Genomic DNA, 20,348 nt, shown 5'->3' with positions numbered 1-20,348 from the left:
CACTCGTGGGAGTCCCGTCGCGCGTCTCGGGCCTCTGGTAACTGTGTTTGTGTAATCATCCCACTCGCTGGCACTCGTGGGAGTCCCGTCGCGCGTCTCGGGCCTCTGGTAACTTCGGTCTCCTCATTACCCACTCGCTTCCGTCCGTGAGAGTCCCGTTGCATCTGCCTGGCCTTCGGCAAGTTCACTCACGCGATGACCCTGCACTTGCCCTCGTCTGTGGTATCGGCAATTTCGTTCGTTTGCTAATCTCCCATCGGTCAGCGTGCACAGGAGTCCTGCTCGCAGGACGCGCAGACGACCCACAGAACGGCAAACGTTCAAATGGCCACTCTCAGTATGGGTCGCGTATGAACTCAGAGAAGTCGGTACCAGCCCTCGTCGACTCCCTCTCGCGTGCGGAGAAGGTCCGACTCGTGCACGGAGCGACGGATCCCGAGGGGGAGGCGACCGGGTTCGTCCCCGGCGTCGACCGGGTCGGCATCCCGCCCTTACGACTCGTCGACGGCCCGCTCGGCATTCGAACGAACACCCGCACGGCGACCGCGTTCCCGGCCTCGATCGCGCTCGCGGCCTCGTTCGACACGGCTCTCGCGGAGGCGTTCGGTGCGGCACTCGGTCGCGAGGCAACGGCGCACGGTCAGGACGTGGTGCTCGCGCCCGGCACGAATCTGCTCCGCGTCCCACGGGGTGGGCGGAACTTCGAGTACTTCTCCGAAGACCCGGTTCTCGCCAGCGACGTGGCGGCCGCCGTCGTCGATGGGATCCAGTCCGTCGGAGTGATCGCGACCGTGAAACACTTCGTGGCGAACAACCAGGAGACCGACCGATGTGCAGTGAGCGCAGCGGTCGAGGAACGGACGCTCCGAGAACTCTATCTCCGGCCGTTTCGCGCGGCCGTCGATGCCGGCGTTGGATCGGTGATGGCGGCGTACAACGGGGTCAACGGGACCCCGATGGTGGAGCACCGCCGACTGTTGACGGAGGTTCTCAAGCGGGAGTGGGGCTTCTCGGGGTTCGTTATGTCCGACTGGCACGCCATCGACCAGACCGTAGAGTCGGCCACTGCGGGAGTCGACCTGGAGATGCCGGGCGTTTCGGCCAGTGAGGCGTTCGACGAAGGACTCCCCGAGTCGTTCGACCTCCCGGAAGGGTTCCCAGACATCACCAGCGCCGGTTCGTTCGGCGATCCGCTCGCTGCGGCCGTCGACGCCGGGACGGTCGAGGAGGCTCGACTCGACGATATGGTGCGTCGGATCCTGACGCAGATGGACCGGTTCGACCTGCTCGACGGCGGAGACGACCGTGGTCAGCACGGGCGGGACGTGCAAGGTGGACAGGACGGGACCGTGACGCACGACGACCTGGCCGAGCGTCTCGCCGTCCGTGGGACCGTACTGCTCGAAAACGATGGGGTCTTACCGGTCACCGACGAGGCCCCCCTCGCCGTGATCGGCCCGAACGTCACTGTCGCGAAACTCGGCGGCGGCGGATCCTCCGAGACGACACCCAGACAGCAGACGAGTCCCGCCGAGGGCATCACCGCGCGTGCCACAGGCGAAGTGTCGATCGCCCACGGAATCGACCCTATCGAGGAGGTATCGCTCTTCGATGACCTCCCGTTCGGAGGCGACGACGATGGGAGTGTGACAGACGACGGAACCCGAGAGAACGCGACCGAGCGCGAGGCCGACACCCACCCGGATCCGACGCCGCGGCTCGAACACGCCCGCGAGGCAGCCTCGAAAGCCGACGTTGCGGTCGTGTTCGTTCAGGACGTGACAACCGAAGGGAGCGACCGTGGCGACCTGACGTTGCCGGGCGAACAGGATGCACTCGTCTCGGTCGTCGCAGACGCTGCCGACGAGGCGGTCGTCGTAGTCAACTCGGGCGGCCCCGTGGCGATGCCGTGGCGGGAGTCGGTCGACGCGATCGTCGAGGCGTGGTATCCGGGACAGGCTGACGGTGACGCGATCGCCGCGGTGCTGTTCGGCGACGTCGACCCGTCCGGACGGCTCCCGGTTTCCTTCGCGGCAGCGGATCAGTTCCCGACGGCCGATCGACGCCGCTTCCCGGGTACCGACGGGGAGGCCCGGTACGACGAGGGGCTCTTGATCGGATATCGCCACTTCGATGCGGTCGACACGACGCCGAGCTATCCGTTCGGCCACGGCGAGTCATACGCCGCGTTTCGGTACGGTCAAGCGAGTACAGTGGACGAGGCGTCGGTGGCAGTGACCGTCGAGAACGTCTCAGACCGTCGCGGGCGAGAGGTCGTCCAAGCGTACGTCACACCGCCCGCGCACGTGGCGGCGGAGCGCCCACCGCGCGAGTTGGCCGGGTTCGAGACCGTCGAACTCGCCGGGGGCGAGTCCCGCCGCGTTCGGATCCCGCTTGATGAGTTGGCCGTCGGCCGCTACGATCCGCACGACGGCTGGTGCGTCGACGCCGGCGAGTACGTCGTTGAGATCGGTCGCTCCGCTGGCGACGTCCGAACACAGACGACGATCGAACGCGGCGACAAATCCATCTGACGCCGCGCTCTCGTCGCGCTTCCGAAGCGTTTAATCGAATTCCGCCGCCTTTCCCATCCGATATGGCGAAAGTCAGCATCGTCGGTGCCGCCGGGACGGTCGGCGCCGCCGCCGGGTACAATCTCGCGCTCCGTGACGTGGTAGACGAACTCGTTTTCGTCGACATCCCAGACAAGGAGAACGAGACGGTCGGACAGGCCGCAGACACGAATCACGGGGTCGCCTACGACTCGAACACCGAGGTCGTCCAGGGCACCTACGAGGACACCGCGGGGTCGGATGTCGTCGTCATCACCGCTGGGATCCCCCGGCAACCCGGCCAGACCCGGACTGACCTCGCGGGCGACAACGCCCCCATTATGGCCGACATCGGGTCCTCGCTCGCCGAATACAACGACGACTTCGTCTCGGTGACGACCTCGAACCCCGTCGATCTGCTGAACCGCCACCTCTATGAGTCCGGCGACCGCGGCCGGCACAAGGTGATCGGCTTCGGCGGCCGACTGGACTCCGCGCGGTTCCGCTACGTCCTCAGCCAGCGCTTCGATGTCCCCGTACGGAACGTGGAGGCGACGATCCTCGGTGAACACGGCGACGCGCAGGTCCCGGTCTTCTCGAAGGTGCGCGTCGACGGCGCGGATCCCGCGTTCTCCGCCGACGAGCGCGAGGAGATTCTCGGCGATCTCCAGGAGTCCGCGATGGACGTCATCGAACGGAAGGGAGCGACCCAGTGGGGCCCGGCGACCGGCGTCGCTCACACGGTCGAGGCCGTCCTCCACGACACCGGCGAGGTGCTCCCCGGTTCGATTGTCCTCGACGGGGAGTACGGCTACGAGGACACTGCCTTCGGCGTACCGGTGAAACTCGGGTCTGACGGCGTCGAGGAGGTCGTCGAATGGGATCTCGACGACTACGAGGTGGAACTGATGGACGACGCGGCCGAGAAACTCGCCGACCAGTACGACGAAATCGCGTGAGCGTGGGGTCGCTTCGGTCCGGCCGTCTCACTCAGTCACGACGGATGCGACCGACGGGATCGCGTCGACGGTACCGAGTGCAATGCCGTAGGCCGCCAGCGCGTGTGCTCGCGGCCAGGTATCCAGGATGTCCGTCTCTGTGAGGTAGCCGTCTCCCTTCGAGAAGTAGTACGCCGCCGCCCGGAGGAGCCACTGCTCGAAGGCGTTACCCGTCGCTGCGATCCGATAGACTCCGTCGACGGCGCGACGTTTCACATCGAGGAGTAGCGACCCCGGAACCGACGAGCGGCCGCGGAGGCGCTCGATAGCTTCTTTCCCAGTTGGGAACCCCCGGAACGCGGCGAGCGCGGTCGCGAGCGTAGTCGTCTCCAGGCCGGCCAGACCGTCCTGCCGGGCCCACCGCGCGTCGTCGAGGGATCTCTCACCCGGTGCAAGAGTGATCAGTCGATTCCAGGCGGTGGCCCGTGGCGTCTCCTCGGACACACGTCGACCGTCGTACCACCCCTCGTCGTGAGAGACGTCCTCCACTCGCGACCGGTACGTCTCGCGAGCAGATGCGAGATCGACCTGCACCGGCACTGATTGTCGCGCTTGGAAGGTCCGGTAAAACTGGCGAGCGTCGTCGAGGTGGCGGACCGAGCGCTCGTGGTCAGCGACCGCCCGGGCTATCGCCCGTTCGCGGATGCGGGTCGGTTTCTTGTCCAGTTCGGATCGGTCGATACGCGCGTTCTTTCCGGCGATCATCGCAATATGGAGTCGCGACTCGATCAGGTCGATCCAGACCATCGCCTCGGCGGGCGCATCGGCCCGGTAACTGAGCGCGGACCGGAGGTCTTCGAGACCAGAGGCCGCTCCCGTCTGTGCCGGGTTGTCGGAACCGATCGAGACGTTCGGGAGGGTCGCGGCTGCGGCTCCGAGCGCCCGGGCAACGTATTTGACGTGGTACCGTGCCTCGCTAATCGTATCGAACGACGGTGGGTGCGACTCCTGGAGAAACTTTTCGGCGTCGGCGACGCTCCCTTGGACACCGAAGAAACGCTCGTCGTCCAGGGCCCCGGCTGCACGGGCCTCTTTAACGATCGGCTTTGCTCGGGTCGTGAGTTCGCGGAGGTGCTCGATCGCCGAGTTCCGGTGTTCGGGGCTGATGAGCGCGATATCTTGGGAAGATACGCCGTCCGGGTACGGGATAGCAGCGGGGCCACTTGCGGCAACGGCCCCGACGCTGAGGAGCCCGGCGACGCCCACGGCGCCCCCGGCCCGGAGGAGAGAACGGCGGGAGATGGAGGGACCAGTCACGGATGCGTGTTCGACGATGAGTCAAATACGTCTTGTCCTCCTGCACCGATGGCCGTTTCGAGTCTACGCCCGCGCCGGTTGCAGATCGGAGACGTACGAGGCCAGATCAGTCGTCGTGACCATCCCGATGACGGCACCCTCCTCGTCGACGACGGGGACGTGGTGGATCCCGTGTTCGATCATCGACTCGGCGACCTGTGCGATCGGGATCTGGGCCGTCGTCGTCACGGCGGTATCGGACATATGCTCCGAGACCGGCGTCCGGTCTTTCGGCTGCCGCTCGGCAACGATCTGCACGAAGTCAGTGTTCGTGAGTATCCCGACGAGGTGGCCGTCGTCGACCACGACGACCGATCCGATCTCCTCTTCGAGCAGCTTTTCCGCGGCGTCTTCGACCAGCGTGTCCGGGGTCACAGTCTGTACCGGCGAGGACATCACGCGTGCAACGAAAATATCGTCCATACCATCACATACCTGATTAACGACTATTAAGAATTCTGTAGCCGGTGAATCCGGTGGGGTCTCTCGATCGGTACGAGTACTTATATCCGATCACGGGACCAGCACCGCTGTGATGTAACCGACGCCCCGCGCCGGGTTGCGGTTGTTCGGCACGCCGGCGCGGGATGCAACTCGGGGACTCGGTGCCGACTGTTCGCCCGCACTGTGCGACTGCTCACGACCGTGCATATGGCTCTTGTGGCCCCTCACAACCGCTCCCGGATCGTCTCCGCCGTCTGTTCGCCGACGCCCGGCACGTCGGTCAGGTCCGCGGTGGAGGCCGCACGGACGTTCTCGACGCTCCCGAACCGCCTGAGCAACGCCTCCCGCGTCTGTTCGCCGACGCCCGGCACGTCTTCGAGCACCGTGCTCACCTCGTCGCGGAGCGTCTGGTGATACTGGACGGCAAAGCGGTGCGCCTCGTCGCGGACACGCTGAAGCACGTGGAGTCCTGGGTGGTCGTCGTCCCAGTCGTGGACGCCGTCGGGCGTGACGACCAGTTCCTGCTCCTTTGCGAGCGCGACTGCCGCCACGTCCCACCCAGTCTCGGCGAGCGCGTCGGTCGCCGCTCCGAGTTGTCCCTGGCCGCCGTCGATCAGCAACAGGTCCGGATCGGGGCGGTCGTCGCGACCGTCGATCGCCCGTTCGGCCCGCCAACGAACGAGTTCGCGCATCCGCGCGTAGTCGTCGTTGCCGTCGGCGAGTCGCTTCCGGCGGTACGCCGACTTCTCCGCGGCGCCGTCGACGAAGCAAACGTTGCTGCCGACGACAGCCTTCCCCTGCGCGTGGCTCACGTCGAAGCCCTCGATTCTGGAGACCGAATCCACCCCCAGCCCGTCGGCGAGCGTCCCCAACTCGTCGCCGCGGTCAGGGCCGCTTCGGGCGTTCTTGAGCGCGAGGTCGATGAGTTTCGCCTCTCGACCCGCTCCGGGAACGCGAACGTCGACGCCCTCGGCGTTCAGCCACGCTGTCACGTCCGCGTCGTCGGGACGCTCCGAGCAGAGAACCGCGTCAGGGAGATCGCGCTCGGCGTAGAACTGGGTGAGAAACGCCGTGAGGACGGCCGCAGAGCGCTCGCCACCGTCAGGCGCGTCGAGGCGGTGCCGCGAGCGGTCGACCAACTGTCCACGCTCGCTGTGCAGTCTGGCGACGGTCGCAGTGTCGCCCTCGACGGCCACTCCGAGCACGTCGACGGCGCGCTCGTCGGACTGCGTTGCGACCGCTTCCTCGCCCTCGCCGTGGAACGACTCCACCGCGTCGAGTCGGTCCCGTAGGTTCGCCGCCCGCTCGAACTCCTGCGCCTCGGCAGCGGCCGCCATCTCGCGTCGAAGTGGGTCCGCCAGGACGCCCGTCTCGCCCTCAAAGAACCGGACTACCGATTCGACGTCGTTCCCGTAAGCCTCGATGTCGATCTCGCCGGTACACGGGGCGCTGCAGAGCCCCACCTCGTAGTCGAGACAGGGCCGGTCGCGGCCGGCGTACTTGTGATCCGAGCAGCCGCGGAGTCCGTACGTCTCTCTGAGCGCTTTCACAGCGGTCTCGACCCGCCCTTTGTCGGTGAACGGCCCGAACACCGTCGCTCCGGGTTCGGGGTCCCGCGTCACCTCGATCCGGGGAACGGCGTGGTCCGTGAGTTGGACCAGCGGATAGGACTTGTCGTCCTTCAGTCGGACGTTGTATCGGGGCTGGTGACGCTTGATCAGGTTCGCTTCGAGCAGCAGCGCCTGCGTCTCGGTGTCGGTGACGGCGACGTCGATCGACCGTGCGCGTTCGACCATTTGGCGGATCCGCTCGCCGCGGGGATCGGCGTACGACCGCACGCGGTCGCGGAGGTCGACGGCCTTGCCGACGTAGAGGACGTCCTCACCGTCGAGAAACTGATAGACGCCCGGACCGGTTGGCAACTCCGCGGCTCGATCGCGGAGGTCGCTGCGCTCCATCGCTCCAGCGTAGCGGCGCGAACGGCTTGAGCGTGACGCGACGGCCCGGACGATAGCGCTCCCGTCGCTGACTGCGCGAGACGGCAGGTACAAACCACGCCTCGACGATCATCTGGTATGGACGAAGACGAGAGCGGAAGCCACGGCGACTCCGTCCGCTGCTGGCTCGTCGAACGGACGTACACGGACCGCGGCCTGGTGGATATGGTGTACGCGACGCCCGACGGCACTGCCGTCCGGCGGAAGCAGGTCTCGACGACGATTATGCGCCAGCGCGGCACCGAAGCGACGGCCGCCGTAACAGTCGATGCCGACGACCTCGAACCGGTCGACGACCAGGATACGCGCGAGCGGTACGCGACGGAGGCCGAGCGGATGCGCGGACAGTACGCTCCCGATGACGAGGTCTGACTCGTGGTCGCCCCGAATCACCACCGTACGGCGGCAGACCGATTTCAGACCTGATTTTCGCACCAAACGCTTTAAGCGCGAACCTGCCAACCGTCGCCTATGGCTGCTATCGAACTCGACGGGGTGACGAAACGGTTCGAGGATGTCACCGCCGTCTCGGACCTCTCGCTGACGGTCGAAGACGGAGAGGTCTTCGGCTTTCTCGGCCCCAACGGCGCGGGGAAGTCGACCACGATCAATCTCCTCCTCGACTTCGTCCGCCCGACGACGGGCACCGTGACGGTCCTCGGACACGACTCCCGAGCGGAGAGTGTCCCGGTCCGCGAGCGGACCGGCGTCCTTCCGGAAGGATTCGACGTGTACGACCGGCTGACGGGTCGCGCGCACGTCGAATTTGCTATCGACTCGAAGGAGGCCGACGCGGACCCCGACGAGGTTCTCTCTCGCGTCGGGCTCGACGAGGCCGCCGACCGGCAGGCCGGCGGCTACTCGAAAGGGATGCGCCAGCGCCTCGCGCTCGCGATGGCGCTGATCGGCGACCCCGACCTGCTGATCCTCGACGAGCCCTCCTCGGGCCTCGATCCGGCCGGCGCGAAGGAGATGCGCGAGATCGTCCTCACGGAGGCGGAACGCGGCACGACCGTGTTCTTTTCGAGTCACATCCTCGAACAGGTTGAGGCCGTCTGCGACCGCGTCGGCATTCTCCGCGATGGCGAACTGGTCGCGGTCGACTCCATCGCGGGACTCCGCGAGGCGTCGGACGCGGATGCCACACTCAGCGTCGCCGTCGGCGATCCCGTCGACGACGACGTGCTTGCATCGATTCGTGCGCTCAACGGGGTCCAACACGTTGAGCGCGAGAGCGACGGCGGCCTCCGAGTCGGCTGCGACAGCGATGCAAAGACCGGCGTCGTGACCGCGCTGGAGGACCAGGGCATCACCGTCACGGACTTCACGACCGAGGAGGCGTCACTCGAAGATCTGTTCCTCGCGTACACCGAGGGCGAGCGTGACGCACCGACAGCCCCCGACGCGTCGGCTGTCCCGGACGCGGTCGCCGCCGACGGCAACGCCCCCGTAGACGATTCCGAGACCGATGAATCGGATGAAAAAGAGTCCGATACGGGTGTGCCGGACGCCGGTGCCGGGGCCGTCGAAGAGGAGGTACAGCGATGAGTTGGCAGGCCGTCGCCCGCAAGGAGTTCCGCGACGCGATCCGCTCGCGGTGGCTGCACGGCTCGACGCTGTTCTTCGCGCTCTTTCTCGGCGGCGCCTCCGCGCTGTTCTTCGGCGTCCTACTCGGCCCTGAGAGCCGGCAGGTGTCGAACCTCTTCGGCTTCTTCGCGAGCCTTGGAGTGTTCAGTTTCTCTTTCCCCGGCCTGCTCGCACTTGTCCTCGGGTTCATCGCGCTCTCGACGTCATACGGGTCCATCACCGAAGAGCGCGAGACCGGCTCGGTGAAACTCCTCCTGTCGCTGCCGAACTCGCGGCTCGACGTGATGATCGGCAAACTGCTCGGCCGCTCGGCCGTCGTGGTCGCCGCGCTGCTTGTCGGCTTCCTCGTGACGTTCATCGTTCTCCTCGCGACCGGATCGCGTCTGGAACTCGGCTCGTTCGTTCCCCAGGCCGCACTCACGGCGCTTCTGGGCGCCGCGTTCGTCTCCGTTGGCCTCAGTCTCTCGGCGCTCGCGGACTCGAACCGGGAGGCCACCCTGGCCACGATGGGGCTGTATCTGGTCTTTGCGGTCCTCTGGGGCTCGATCGCCGAGGGGATCCCGAAGCTCCTGAACTACGCCGGTACGCAAGTCGGGATGAGTCTCGCCCAGGTCACCAGGGTGAAGATCGGCGTCTTCCTGAAGTATCTGAATCCGCTGAAGACGTACGAAACGCTGGCGGCACAACTGTACTACGGGTCAACCCAGGCGCGACTCGTCAGCACCACCTTCGGCGAACGAACGATCATCGCGCCCGTTCTGGAGGGTTCGCTCCCGTTTTATTTCACGGGATGGTTCCTCCTGCTCGTCCTCATAGCGTGGATCGTGATCCCCGCGGCGGTCGGCTACTGGTCGTTCGAACGAACCGACATCTGATCGCCGGCGGTCACGTCGTCTCGGGATTCCGACGCCAACTCCCGAGCCACGCGAGCGCTGACGCGAGCGCAACGATCCCGCCTGCGACTCCACCGACGCCGAAAAGCAGACCGTCCTGGTAGCCGGCGGTCAGATAGCCGGTGTCGGCGAGCACGACGAGACCGATCCCGAGCAGGAACGCGATTCCCAGCAGCAGTCGACGGATCGACCGGAGCAGTGCAGTCGTCTCGGCGGTGGCGGATGGCACAGGTTCGCTTCGTCGACCCGGCGTATGAATCCCCCTCCGTCACGGCCTGAACTCCTGACTCTGCGGGCGCGTCACTCCGCGGGCGGGTACTCGATGCCGTTCTCCGCCAGGAGGTCGGCGAACGCCTCCTCGTCGAGCGTCGGTACGCCGTTGGCGTCGGCGTCGTCGCGCTTCGATCGGCCCGGGTTCTCGCCGACGACCAGGTAGTCCGTGTTTCCCGAGACGCTTCCCGTCGCGCTCGCGCCGTGGCGCTCGACGAGTGTCCGGGCGGCGTCGCGGGTGACCGAGAGTGACCCGGTGAAGACGAACGTCAGCCCGTCGAACACGCCGCTCCTCTCGTCGGTGTCGACGGGCTCCGGTTCGACGCCGAGTTCGCGGAGTTCGTCGACGACCGCGCGGTTGCCCTCGTTTGCGAAGAACTCCGCGACGTGCGTCGCAACTGTCGGCCCCACGTCGTCGACGGCTTCCAGTTCGTCCGCGTTCGCGTCCATCACCGCGTCGAGCGTCCCGAACGCCCGGGCGAGATTCCCCGCGGTGTGCTCCCCGATCTCGGGGATTCCGAGCGCGACGAGGAAGTCAGCGAGGGGCGGCGACGTAGTCGCGCTGACGGCGTCGATGAGGTTCTGTGCGCTCGTCTCGCCCCAGCCCTCGAGGGCGGCGAGTTCGTCGCGGTCGAGCCGATAGAGGTCCGAAAGCGACGACACGAGACCGGCGTCGACCAGCTGTTCGACCCGCTCCTCGCCGAGGCCGTCGATGTCGAGCGCCTGTCGGCTCCCGTAGTGGACGATGGCGCGGACGAGTTGCGCATCACAGGTGAGGCCGCCGGTGCAGAACGCCAGCGGGCCGTCGCGTTCGACGGGGCTGTCGCAGACGGGACAGGTCTCCGGGAAGTCGATCGTGCTGTCCGCTCGCTTCTCGGTAACCTCGGCGACCTCCGGAATGACGTCGCCCGCGCGACGGACTCGGACCTCGTCGCCGACGCCGACGCCGAGGCGCTCGATCTCTTCGGGGTTGTGGAGCGACGCCCGAGAGACGGTGACGCCGCCGACGTCGACCGGATCGAGAAGCGCGACTGGGGTGAGCCGACCGGTCCGACCGACCTGGACGACGACGTCGGTGACGCGGGTGATCTCCGCCCGCGCCGGGAACTTGTAGGCGAACGCCCAGCGGACCGCACGGCTCGTCGCGCCCAACTGCTCGCGGGCGTCGCGGGCGTCGACCTTGATCACGGTCCCGTCGATCTCGTAATTCAGCCCCTCTCTGTCGGCGAGGAGGTCGTCGCGGTACGCGATCGCCCCCTCAATCGAACTGACGACGTCGACGCGCTCGTTCACGTGGAGGCCCCACGCCCGCAATCGGTCGAGCGTCTCGTGCTGACTGGCTGGCACTCGGCTGGCGTCGAGCACGTCGTAGAAGAAGCAATCGAGCGGCCGGTCGGCGACGACCGAGGGGTCGAGTTGTCGGAGCGTGCCCGCCGCGGCGTTCCGCGGGTTCGCGAACGGGTCGTCGCCGCGCTCGACGCGCTCGCGGTTGTGCTCGCGGAACGCGTCGCGGGGCATAAACACCTCACCGCGGACGGCGAGGGTCTCCGGGGGGTCCCCGCCGAGTTGGAGGGGAACGGAGCGAATCGTCCGCACCTGTTCGGTGACGACATCGCCGACCTCGCCGTCCCCGCGGGTCGCCGCGCGGACGAACGCCCCGTCTTCGTAGACGATTTCCACGGAGAGTCCGTCGAACTTCGGCTCGCAGACGTACTCGACGTCGCCGACTTCCTCGCGGACGCGGCGATCGAACTCCCTGAGTTCGTCGGGGTCGGTCGACTGCTCGATTGAGAGCATCGGCGCGACGTGCGCCACGGTATCGAGTTCGTCCAGCGGCTGGCCGCCGACGCGCCGGGTGGGACTCGCCTCCCGGTCGAGATCGAACACCTCCTCCAGCTCCCGGAGGCGCTCGAACAGGGCGTCGTACGTCCGGTCGGCGATCAGGGGGTCAGCCTGCACGTAGTAGCGATGATCGTGCTCGCGGATCGCCTCCCGGAGCGCCACTGCCTGCGATTCGGCCGTCTCGCGCGTCAGTTCCTCGACCGGCGCGAAGTCGGTGTCGGGGTCGCGGAGATAGGGGTTGTCGGGGTCGGCGTACGCGAACTCGACCGCGTTGCCGACTGTCGGCTCCGCCGCGACTGCGTCCGGCGCTTCGTCGCTCATCGTGGTTCGAAGAGAGACCGGCGCGGAGTTAGATGCTTCGTCGGCGTTACGCGCCGGGGGAGGAGCCACGCGTCGGAGTGCGAACCACGCGTTTGGCGGGAGTCACGCGCCGAGACGAGAACCACGCGTCGTGGACCACGACAAGCGCGAGGGGGGATACACGCACGCGGATGGATTCACGAATACGAGTCCGAAATTTCAGGTGAAGCGCCCGGCGAGCGCCCACTGTGCCGGCGGAAACCCGTATCGCTTATCCCGGCGCGCTGCAATCGGCGCGTATGGAAGAGGACTTCCTGCTCCTCAACCCGGGTCCGGTGCCCGTCACCGACGAGGTGTCGGCGGCGATGGACGAGCCGATGGTGTCGCACCGGTCCGCGGCGTTCGAGGCGGTCTACGAGCGAGCACAGGACGGTCTCGACTACATCTTCGAGGAGTCCACTCCCGACGGCACGTCCACCGCGACCGCCGGGGGCGGGACGACGCTCCTCCTCAACGGGACGGCCACGATGGGGATGGAAGCCGCCGTCGCCAACCTCGTTGGGGACGGCGGCCACGTGGTCGCGCTCGTCAACGGGAAGTTCGGCCGGCGGTTCGCTCGCATTGCCGAGCGGTACACGGACGTGACCCGCGTCGAGGTGCCGTGGGGCGAGTCGATCCCGCTCGCTGACGTCAGGGCGGCCATCACCGACGACACCGACGTCGTGACGATGGTCCACAACGAGACCAGTACGGGCCTCCTCAACCCTGCCGCTGCCGTCGGTCGCATCGCGTCCGAGCACGACGCCCGCTTCGTCCTCGACGGCGTCACCTCGATCGGTGGCGACGTCTTCTGCCTGGACGCCTGGAACGTCGACATCGCCGTTACCGACGCCCAGAAGGCGCTGGCGGCTCCCCCGGGCATCAGCGCGATGTACGTCACCGAGGAGGTCGAAGATGCCCTCGACGGCGAGTCCGCGCCGTTCTACGAGGATCTGGACTGGCACCTTCGCAAGGCCGACTCCCACCAGACGCCGTTCACGAGCGCCGTGCCGTTGTTTCGCGCGATGGCAGTCGCCGTCGAGGACATCGTCGAGGAGACGATGGCGGCCCGCATCAAGCGGCACTGGAAGCAGGCCGAAGCCTTCCGCGCCGGCTTCACCGCGATGGGTCTGGAACTCTTCGCCGACGCGCAGGACGTGACTGTCCTCTCGAACACCGTCACCGCAGTCTCACTTCCGGAACCGGTCCGTGGCGACGACGCCGATGCGTTCTTCGACGGCGTCGCCGAGCGGAACGTCAGCATCTCCGGCGGTCAGGCACACCTCGGTGGGACCATCTTCCGCGTGAGCAATATGGGCGGCCTTCCGGACCGCGCGATTCTCCGCGGCGTCCGGACTGTGGGCGAGGCGATGGACGACGCGGGCGTCGACGTCGACGTCGACGCCGGAATCGCGGCCGCACGCAGCGAACTCGACGTGGCCGAACCGGCCTCGGCGGACGACTGAGCGGCCGCGCAGGTCCCTTTCGACTGGAGTCCGAGTCTCATCCTCCGAGCGAACGGTTCAGGGACCGCTCAGTCGTCTGCCGACAGGCTTTTTATCACCGTCGCTGGGTTCCCCCGAACGACCACGTCCTCCGGGACGTCTGTCGTCACGACCGCGCCCGACCCGACGACACTGCCGTCGCCGACGGTGATGCCGGGGTTGAGTACCGCCTGCCCACCGATCCAGACGTTGTCGCCGATAGTGACCGGACTTCCGTGTTCGAGCCCCTCGGCCCGCTTTTTTGGATCCAGCGGGTGGGTCGCAGTGTAGATGTGGACGCCCGGACCGAGGAGGCAGCCATCGCCGATTGTCACTGGGCACACGTCCAGAACGACACAGTCGAAGTTCGCGTAGAACGACTCCCCGAGGTAGATGTTGTCGCCGTAGTCGCAGCGGAACGGCGGTTCGATGCGACATTCCTCCCCGACAGCGCCGAGGAGTTCCTCGAGCAGTTCCCGGCGGCGATCCGTCTCCGTTGCCGCCGTCCGGTTGTACTCATCTGTGAGATCCCGTGTCTCGTTCCGGGCGGCGATCAAGTCGGCGTTGTTGGCGTCGTACAACTCCCCGCGAAGCATCTTCTCGCGCTCGGCATCCATACGCGCTGGCCATCGCGGAACCGGATAGGTTCTTTCGAAGGGAGTACCGGCCGTAATGGATGCAACCGATCCGCACACGCTCCGGCCGTAACCGACGGTTATAAGACCTCAAAAGAATATGCATAATATACATAGTATGGTCGATGGGTTCCACACCCGGAGTCTCCACGCCGGTCAGGAGCCGGACGAGACGACGGGCGCTCGCGCGCCGCCGATCTATCAGACGACCTCCTACGCCTTCGAGGACGCCGACCACGCGGCGGACCTCTACGCGCTGGAGGCCGACGGCGACGTCTATTCGCGGATCTCGAACCCGACGACGCGGATGCTCGAAGAGCGCCTCGCGGCGCTCGCGGGTGGCGTCGCCGCAGTCGCGACCGCCTCCGGGATGGCCGCGCTCGACTCGGCAACCAGCGTTCTCGCGAGCGCGGGCGACAACGTCGTCGCCGCCGCCGATATGTATGGCGGGACCGCGACCTATCTGACTAAGATGGCGACGCGCCGCGGCATCGACGTCCGGGTCGTCGAAACCCTCGATTACGAGGCTTTCGCCGACGAGATCGACGAGGACACCGCGTACGTCCACGTCGAGACGATCGCGAACCCATCGCTCAAGACACCCGACTTCGAGCGCCTCGCGGACGTGGCGCACGCCGCAGCCGCGCCGCTGTTCGTCGACAACACCTTCGCAACGCCCCATCTCTGCCGACCGATCGAACACGGCGCGGACCTCGTCTGGGAGTCGACGACGAAGTGGATCCACGGATCCGGGACGACCGTCGGCGGGATTCTGATCGACGGCGGAACCTTCCCCTGGCAGCACGCCGATTACGACGAACTCTCCGGCGAGAACCCCGCGTTCGGCATCGACTTCGTCGAGCGGTACGGCGAGGCGGCCTTTGCTAACGCGGTCCGCCAGCGCGCGCTCCGGACCCTCGGCAACCAGCAGTCACCGTTCGACGCCTGGCAGACGATCCAGGGACTGGAGACGCTTCCCCTTCGAATGCAGCGACACTGTGAGAACGCTCGCGCCGTCGCCGAGTTCCTGCGCGACCACGACGACGTCGCGTGGGTGTCGTATCCGGGATTTGAGTCGCACCCGACCCACGAGAACGCGACGCGGTATCTGGGTCCCGAGGAGGGCGGAAGCAACGACTACGGCGGGATGGTCACGTTCGGTCTCGACGCCGGCTTCGAGGCGGCCAAGCGGACCTGCGAGGAGACCGATCTCGCGTCCTTCCTGGCGAACATCGGCGACGCGAAGACGCTCGTGATCCACCCCGCCTCGACGACGCACGCCCAGTTGACCGAGGATGAACAGCGCGCTGCGGGCCTCAGTCCCGATATGCTCCGCCTGTCGGTGGGGATCGAGGACACCGACGACGTCATCGCGGATCTCGATCGCGCCATCCGAACGGCGACCGAAAGCGTTTCGCTTGAGCGTACGAACTCGGGGGAAAGCAAATGAAGACAGACAGCGGAACCGTCGAACTCGGGCGGTTCGATTTCGCCTCCGGCGACGAGATCGAGAACCTCGAAGTCGCCTACGAATCGTACGGCGAGTTCGACGGCGGCGGTGTGGAGCCGAGCGCCGCGACCGACCGGACGCCGTCCGCCAGCAACGCAGTCTTGATCTGCCACGCGCTCACCGGCAGTCAGAACGTCGCCGGATACGGTTCGGAGACCACCGGGCAAGCCCGCGCGTGGTGGAACGACATCGTCGGCCCGGGGAAGGCGATCGACACCAACGAATACTACGTCGTCTGCGCGAACGTCCCGGGGTCGTGCTACGGTACGACGGGACCGGCCTCCGAGGACCCCGAGGGCGAGGTGTACGGTCCCGACTTCCCGCCCGTAACCGTCGCCGACTGGACGCGCGCACAGCGCCTCCTCCTCGACGAACTCGGCGTCGGCCGACTTCACGCGGTCGTCGGCGGCAGTGTCGGCGGGATGAACGTCCTCGACTGGGCGAAGCGCTACCCCGACGACGTCCGCTACGTCGTCTCCGTGGCGGCCGCCGCGCGCCTGGACGCTCAGTGTCTCGCGCTCGACGCCATCGCCCGACGCGCGATCACGACTGATCCGGCCTGGAACGGCGGCGAATACTACGACACGGAGGGATCGCCGACGGACGGACTCGCACTCGCGCGGCAGATCGGGCACGTGATGTACCTCTCGAAGTCCTCGATGGAGGGCAAATTCGGGCGCCGCGCCGCCGGCCGCGACGCCCGCCGAGACTCCTTCCCGTCGGATCCGGCGGCGGCCTACTTCCCGTACCGCGACGTGGAGTCGTATCTCGACTACCAGGCCGAGAAGTTCGTCGACCGCTTCGACCCCAACTCCTATCTGTATCTCACCCGCGCGATGGACGACTACGACCTCGCGGAGGGCTACGAGGACGACGCCCGCGCACTCGCCGCCTACGAGGGTGAGGCGCTCTTGCTCTCGTTCACTGGCGACTGGCACTTCACGACCGAGCAGTCCGAAACCGTCGCGAGCGCGTTCCGCGAGAACAATACGCCGGTCGCCCACCACGTGGTCGAATCGGATCACGGCCACGACGCCTTCCTCGTCGAACCGGAGAAGGTCGGCCCGCCGCTCCGGGACTTCCTCGACGCCGGCATCGAGGGACGCGCTGTCCACGACACCGACGCCGGCGAGACGGAGACCAGCAGCGACTTCGCGCCCGTCCACGCCTCGCTGTTCAGCCAATGAGCGTCGGACCCGAACGCACTTTTGAGTCTGCCACCTCCTCGTATCTATGAGCCCCACCGACCTCGTCGCCCGGTTCGTCGGCCTTCTCATCGCCGTCGCTGGCGGCTTCCTCGCGTGGTCCGGCCTGCTCGCGCCCACGACCGGCGCGCCCGATGTCGAACTACTCGCCCGTGGCGACGTCGGCACCGTGGTCGGAATCCTCGGCGTCGCATTCGTCCTCGCGGGTGCTGCCGTGTTCGTCGATCGAGGCCGGCCGATCGTAGTCTCCGTGGGCGGGGTCGCGCTCGTTGTCGCGGTCGGCCTGATCGCCGTCGGCAGTCACACGCCCGTGAACGCGCTCGGGATCGGCACTGTGGCGGCCGCCGCGTTCCTCGCGGGTGCATCAGTCGGCGTGCGGTCGGTCTGAGTGGTATTTGATCCGTACAGCGACGGGTCTACATCGGGACGAATCTACACGGAGAGGGATCCGCACTATACGAGACCCGATTAACAGGCGCTCTGTACGGTTGCTTCTCCGCACGACGGCTCTCTATATCGGCCGCTTTTCACGACGCGGCTTCCCTGTCCGATAGCCGATATGAATTCGGTGACCACCTGATCGGCTGACAGCGTCGCAGATAGCGGCGGAAATTGCACACGTCCCGTCGGTTAGGACACCGCTCCGAGAAGAACGCGGTATGACAGACGACGACAGCGAAAAGCCACTCGGGTTCGGGACGCGAAGCCTCCACGCAGGACAGGAGGTCGACCCGGCCACCGGCGCGCGGGCACAGCCGATCTATCAGACCACCTCGTACGTCTTCGACGACGCCGAAGACGCTGCGGGGCAGTTCGCCTTGGAGAAGGAGGGCTTCATCTACAGTCGCCTGATGAACCCCACAGTCGCGACGCTGCAGGAGCGTCTGGCCTCGCTCGAGGGGGGTATCGGTGCCGCGGCGACCGCCTCCGGGATGGCCGCGCTCGACCTGGCGACGTTCCTCCTCGCGTCCGCCGGCGACAACATTGTCACAGCGTCGTCGCTGTACGGCGGCACCTACACGTACTTCACCCACACCGTCGAACGGCGGGGGATCACGACGAAGTTCGTCGACACCCTCGACTACGAGGCTTACGCGGAGGCCATCAACGAGGACACCGCCTACGTCCATCTCGAGACGATCGGGAACCCGGCGCTCGTGACGCCCGACATCCAGCGGGTCGCCGAGATCGCCCACGATCACGACGTTCCGCTGTTCGTCGACAACACGTTCGCGACGCCGTACCTCTGCCGGCCGATCGAGCACGGCGCGGACCTCGTGTGGGACTCGACGACCAAGTGGATCCACGGTGCGGGGACGACGATCGGTGGGGTCCTCGTCGACGGCGGATCGTTCCCGTGGGCCGAAAACGCCGAGAAGTATCCCGAGATCGGCGCTGCCAACCCGGCGTATCACGGCGTCAACTTCGCCGAACGGTTCGGCGACGCAGCGTTCACCTACGCCGCCATCGCGCGCGGCCTCCGCGACCTCGGCAACGCACAGTCGCCGTTCGACGCGTGGAACACGCTCGAAAAACTCGAATCGCTGCCGATGCGGATGGAACGTCACTGTGAGAACGCGATGGCCGTCGCGGAGTTCCTCGAGGCCCACGACGAGGTCTCCTGGATCAACTACCCCGGCCTGGAAGACCACGAGACCCACGGGGAGGCCTCCGAGTATCTGGACGGAGGCTACGGCGGGATGATCACCTTCGGTCTCGAAGCGGGCTACGACGCCGCCCGCGACACCGTCGACAACGTCGAACTCGCCTCGCTACTCGCCAATGTCGGCGACGCGAAGACGCTCGTGATCCACCCCGCATCGACGACGCACCAGCAGTTGACCGAAAAAGAACAGGCCGCCGCCGGCGTCACCCCAGATATGGTCCGCCTGTCGGTCGGCATCGAAGACGTCGACGACATCATCGCGGACCTCGATCAGGCGCTCGTGTCCGCGACGAACTGAGACACCTCCGGCGCTCGGTGCGTCGCGCTCAATGGTGACGTTTTTTTCCTCGTCCGCTGAACGACGTGTGTGATCGAACCGCTTCTGTTCCTCGGCCTCTTCGTCGCGGTGTTCGTCGGATTCAACATCGGCGGTTCCTCGACCGGCGTCGCATTCGGCCCTGCGGTCGGGAGCGGCCTCGTCTCGAAACTGGGTGCCGCCGCGTTGATGACCGGATTCGCCCTCTTCGGCGCGTGGACGGCCGGCCGCGAGGTGATCGAGACGATGGGAGGCCAGATCGTCCCCCAGAGCCAGTTCTCCCTTGCAGCGAGCGTGGCGGTGCTCTTTTTTGTCGGACTCGCGCTTCTGATCTCGAATACGTTCGGCGTTCCCGCATCGACGTCGATGACGGCCGTCGGCGCGATTGCGGGCCTGGGGATCGCCTCCGGGACCCTGAACGAGGCCGTGATGCTCGAAATCGTCTCGTGGTGGATTGTCGCGCCGGTGATTGCCTTCTGGGTCTGCGCTGTGATCGGCCGGTACGTCTACCCCTATCTCGACGCCAAACTGAAACTCGACCGCTCGCCGGGGCCGATCTTGTTGTTCGATAACGGGGGTGCCGTGCCGCGTCCGCAACTCGGACCGAACACGACGTTGCGGGAACTCGGCAGCGTCGCCCTGGTCGTGCTCATCGCCTGCTATATGGCCTACTCCGCAGGTGCATCGAACGCGGCCAACGCGGTTGCGCCGCTCGTCGGAAACGGCGCGTTGTCGATAGACAACGGGATCTTTCTCGCGGTCGGCGCGATCGGTGTCGGGGCGTTCACTATCGCGCGGCGGACGCTGGACACCGTTGGCAACGATCTCACCGAACTGCCCATCCTCGCGGCACTCGTCGTCGAGACGGTGTCGGCGTCGCTGATAACGATGCTGTCGTATCTCGGAATCCCGGCGAGTCTCGCCGTCTCGGCGACGATGTGTATCGTCGGGTTGGGCTGGGGGCGAGCGACCCGGACGGTGACGTTCGGAGAGGCGCTCGGCGGCGACACCCCGGAGTTCTCTGTCGATGCGCTGACCACCGAAACGGCCGAGGAAGTGCCCGCGATGGGCGAGGAATCCTCCGGCGACCTCGCCGGGACAGACCTGTTCGATCCGGGGACGACTGGCCGGGTGATCTTCTTCTGGATCCTCACCCCCAGTCTGTCTGCCGCGGCCTCGTACGTTCTGTTCGCTGCCGTTCCGCTGTGACGGATGCGATCCCGGTGGACCCGTGTCGACACAAGTGGGAAATAGCTGCTATCGACCCCCTAACTATTGGACGCTGGCGGTATCGGGTTGAACACTGAACAGCAA

17 protein-coding genes are annotated in these 20,348 nt (G+C 66.7%); 11 read left to right on the top strand and 6 right to left on the bottom strand.

Features of this window, described 5'->3' with window-relative positions:
* The first annotated feature begins 350 nt into the window (after positions 1-350).
* Together ABEI27_RS02515 and mdh are read left to right on the top strand one after the other, a co-directional pair.
* Entirely contained in the window at positions 351-2,534 is a 2,184-nt protein-coding gene (locus ABEI27_RS02515; protein ID WP_375797842.1) for a beta-glucosidase, read from the top strand.
* Positions 2,535-2,596: 62 nt separating this feature from the next.
* Positions 2,597-3,511 (top strand): malate dehydrogenase, encoded by a 915-nt coding sequence (gene mdh, locus ABEI27_RS02510; RefSeq protein WP_375797841.1) that lies wholly within the window; start codon positions 2,597-2,599, stop codon positions 3,509-3,511.
* A gap of 27 nt (positions 3,512-3,538) precedes the next feature.
* Here mdh and ABEI27_RS02505 read toward each other — a convergent pair whose 3' ends face one another.
* From ABEI27_RS02505 to ABEI27_RS02495, 3 genes are all read right to left on the bottom strand, one after another.
* Positions 3,539-4,807, bottom strand: a complete 1,269-nt coding sequence (locus tag ABEI27_RS02505; protein WP_375797840.1) for a hypothetical protein — start codon at positions 4,805-4,807, stop codon at positions 3,539-3,541.
* A gap of 63 nt (positions 4,808-4,870) precedes the next feature.
* The gene (locus tag ABEI27_RS02500) at positions 4,871-5,269 is read right to left on the bottom strand and encodes a CBS domain-containing protein (RefSeq protein WP_375797839.1); all 399 of its coding nucleotides are present in this window, start codon (positions 5,267-5,269) and stop codon (positions 4,871-4,873) included.
* A 245-nt stretch (positions 5,270-5,514) separates the two neighbouring features.
* On the bottom strand, positions 5,515-7,248 hold the full coding sequence (locus tag ABEI27_RS02495; protein ID WP_375797838.1) for an excinuclease ABC subunit C: 1,734 nt from the start codon (positions 7,246-7,248) through the stop codon (positions 5,515-5,517).
* Positions 7,249-7,365: 117 nt separating this feature from the next.
* Between ABEI27_RS02495 and ABEI27_RS02490 the strand changes: the two genes are divergently transcribed.
* The 3 genes from ABEI27_RS02490 (at position 7,366) to ABEI27_RS02480 (ending at position 9,749) form a co-directional block, all read left to right on the top strand.
* Positions 7,366-7,659 carry a hypothetical protein gene (locus tag ABEI27_RS02490; protein ID WP_375797837.1) on the top strand — a complete coding sequence of 98 codons (294 nt, stop codon included), beginning with the start codon at positions 7,366-7,368 and terminating at the stop codon, positions 7,657-7,659.
* A gap of 99 nt (positions 7,660-7,758) precedes the next feature.
* On the top strand, positions 7,759-8,835 hold the full coding sequence (locus ABEI27_RS02485; protein WP_375797836.1) for an ABC transporter ATP-binding protein: 1,077 nt from the start codon (positions 7,759-7,761) through the stop codon (positions 8,833-8,835).
* Positions 8,832-9,749 carry an ABC transporter permease gene (locus ABEI27_RS02480; RefSeq protein WP_375797835.1) on the top strand — a complete coding sequence of 306 codons (918 nt, stop codon included), beginning with the start codon at positions 8,832-8,834 and terminating at the stop codon, positions 9,747-9,749. The genes ABEI27_RS02485 and ABEI27_RS02480 overlap by 4 nt, the downstream gene beginning before the upstream one ends.
* A 10-nt stretch (positions 9,750-9,759) precedes the next feature.
* On the opposite strand, the gene ABEI27_RS02475 is transcribed toward ABEI27_RS02480, so the two are convergent.
* A complete protein-coding gene (locus tag ABEI27_RS02475) occupies positions 9,760-9,996 on the bottom strand; it encodes a hypothetical protein (RefSeq protein WP_375797834.1) in 237 nt (78 codons plus the stop codon).
* Between the two features lie 71 nt (positions 9,997-10,067).
* Positions 10,068-12,200 (bottom strand): NAD-dependent DNA ligase LigA, encoded by a 2,133-nt coding sequence (gene ligA / locus ABEI27_RS02470; protein WP_375797833.1) that lies wholly within the window; start codon positions 12,198-12,200, stop codon positions 10,068-10,070.
* Positions 12,201-12,478: 278 nt separating this feature from the next.
* On the opposite strand from ligA, the gene ABEI27_RS02465 reads away from it, so the two are divergent.
* Complete coding sequence (locus ABEI27_RS02465) at positions 12,479-13,684, top strand: pyridoxal-phosphate-dependent aminotransferase family protein (protein ID WP_375797832.1); 1,206 nt, start codon at positions 12,479-12,481, stop codon at positions 13,682-13,684.
* Positions 13,685-13,752: 68 nt separating this feature from the next.
* Here ABEI27_RS02465 and ABEI27_RS02460 read toward each other — a convergent pair whose 3' ends face one another.
* A complete protein-coding gene (locus ABEI27_RS02460; RefSeq protein WP_375797831.1) occupies positions 13,753-14,319 on the bottom strand; it encodes a sugar O-acetyltransferase in 567 nt (188 codons plus the stop codon).
* A gap of 136 nt (positions 14,320-14,455) precedes the next feature.
* Between ABEI27_RS02460 and ABEI27_RS02455 the strand changes: the two genes are divergently transcribed.
* The 5 genes from ABEI27_RS02455 (at position 14,456) to ABEI27_RS02435 (ending at position 20,243) form a co-directional block, all read left to right on the top strand.
* Positions 14,456-15,787, top strand: coding sequence for an O-acetylhomoserine aminocarboxypropyltransferase/cysteine synthase family protein (locus tag ABEI27_RS02455; protein ID WP_375797830.1), 1,332 nt, complete (start codon positions 14,456-14,458; stop codon positions 15,785-15,787).
* Positions 15,784-17,034 carry a homoserine O-acetyltransferase gene (locus tag ABEI27_RS02450; protein WP_375797829.1) on the top strand — a complete coding sequence of 417 codons (1,251 nt, stop codon included), beginning with the start codon at positions 15,784-15,786 and terminating at the stop codon, positions 17,032-17,034. The genes ABEI27_RS02455 and ABEI27_RS02450 overlap by 4 nt, the downstream gene beginning before the upstream one ends.
* 46 nt (positions 17,035-17,080) lie before the next feature.
* On the top strand, positions 17,081-17,440 hold the full coding sequence (locus ABEI27_RS02445; RefSeq protein WP_375797828.1) for a hypothetical protein: 360 nt from the start codon (positions 17,081-17,083) through the stop codon (positions 17,438-17,440).
* A gap of 271 nt (positions 17,441-17,711) precedes the next feature.
* Positions 17,712-19,016 (top strand): O-acetylhomoserine aminocarboxypropyltransferase/cysteine synthase family protein, encoded by a 1,305-nt coding sequence (locus ABEI27_RS02440; RefSeq protein ID WP_375797827.1) that lies wholly within the window; start codon positions 17,712-17,714, stop codon positions 19,014-19,016.
* Positions 19,017-19,085: 69 nt separating this feature from the next.
* Positions 19,086-20,243 carry an anion permease gene (locus tag ABEI27_RS02435; RefSeq protein ID WP_375797826.1) on the top strand — a complete coding sequence of 386 codons (1,158 nt, stop codon included), beginning with the start codon at positions 19,086-19,088 and terminating at the stop codon, positions 20,241-20,243.
* The last annotated feature ends 105 nt before the right edge of the window (positions 20,244-20,348 follow it).

Origin of the sequence: Halobellus sp. (genome assembly GCF_042218505.1) — an archaeon.
GTDB lineage: Archaea > Halobacteriota > Halobacteria > Halobacteriales > Haloferacaceae > Haloquadratum.
This window is presented reverse-complemented; position numbering and strand designations above follow the sequence as displayed.

What these genes read in the sequence shown, in the direction of transcription:
- ABEI27_RS02515 (WP_375797842.1), top strand. Translation starts at nt 351, where the DNA reads ATGAACTCAGAGAAGTCGGTACCAGCCCTCGTCGACTCCCTCTCGCGT.
- ABEI27_RS02485 (WP_375797836.1), top strand. Translation starts at nt 7,759, where the DNA reads ATGGCTGCTATCGAACTCGACGGGGTGACGAAACGGTTCGAGGATGTC.
- ABEI27_RS02495 (WP_375797838.1), bottom strand. Translation starts at nt 7,248, where the DNA reads ATGGAGCGCAGCGACCTCCGCGATCGAGCCGCGGAGTTGCCAACCGGT.
- ABEI27_RS02445 (WP_375797828.1), top strand. Translation starts at nt 17,081, where the DNA reads ATGAGCCCCACCGACCTCGTCGCCCGGTTCGTCGGCCTTCTCATCGCC.
- ABEI27_RS02440 (WP_375797827.1), top strand. Translation starts at nt 17,712, where the DNA reads ATGACAGACGACGACAGCGAAAAGCCACTCGGGTTCGGGACGCGAAGC.
- ABEI27_RS02465 (WP_375797832.1), top strand. Translation starts at nt 12,479, where the DNA reads ATGGAAGAGGACTTCCTGCTCCTCAACCCGGGTCCGGTGCCCGTCACC.
- mdh (WP_375797841.1), top strand. Translation starts at nt 2,597, where the DNA reads ATGGCGAAAGTCAGCATCGTCGGTGCCGCCGGGACGGTCGGCGCCGCC.
- ligA (WP_375797833.1), bottom strand. Translation starts at nt 12,200, where the DNA reads ATGAGCGACGAAGCGCCGGACGCAGTCGCGGCGGAGCCGACAGTCGGC.
- ABEI27_RS02460 (WP_375797831.1), bottom strand. Translation starts at nt 14,319, where the DNA reads ATGGATGCCGAGCGCGAGAAGATGCTTCGCGGGGAGTTGTACGACGCC.
- ABEI27_RS02500 (WP_375797839.1), bottom strand. Translation starts at nt 5,269, where the DNA reads ATGGACGATATTTTCGTTGCACGCGTGATGTCCTCGCCGGTACAGACT.
- ABEI27_RS02455 (WP_375797830.1), top strand. Translation starts at nt 14,456, where the DNA reads ATGGTCGATGGGTTCCACACCCGGAGTCTCCACGCCGGTCAGGAGCCG.
- ABEI27_RS02480 (WP_375797835.1), top strand. Translation starts at nt 8,832, where the DNA reads ATGAGTTGGCAGGCCGTCGCCCGCAAGGAGTTCCGCGACGCGATCCGC.
- ABEI27_RS02450 (WP_375797829.1), top strand. Translation starts at nt 15,784, where the DNA reads ATGAAGACAGACAGCGGAACCGTCGAACTCGGGCGGTTCGATTTCGCC.
- ABEI27_RS02490 (WP_375797837.1), top strand. Translation starts at nt 7,366, where the DNA reads ATGGACGAAGACGAGAGCGGAAGCCACGGCGACTCCGTCCGCTGCTGG.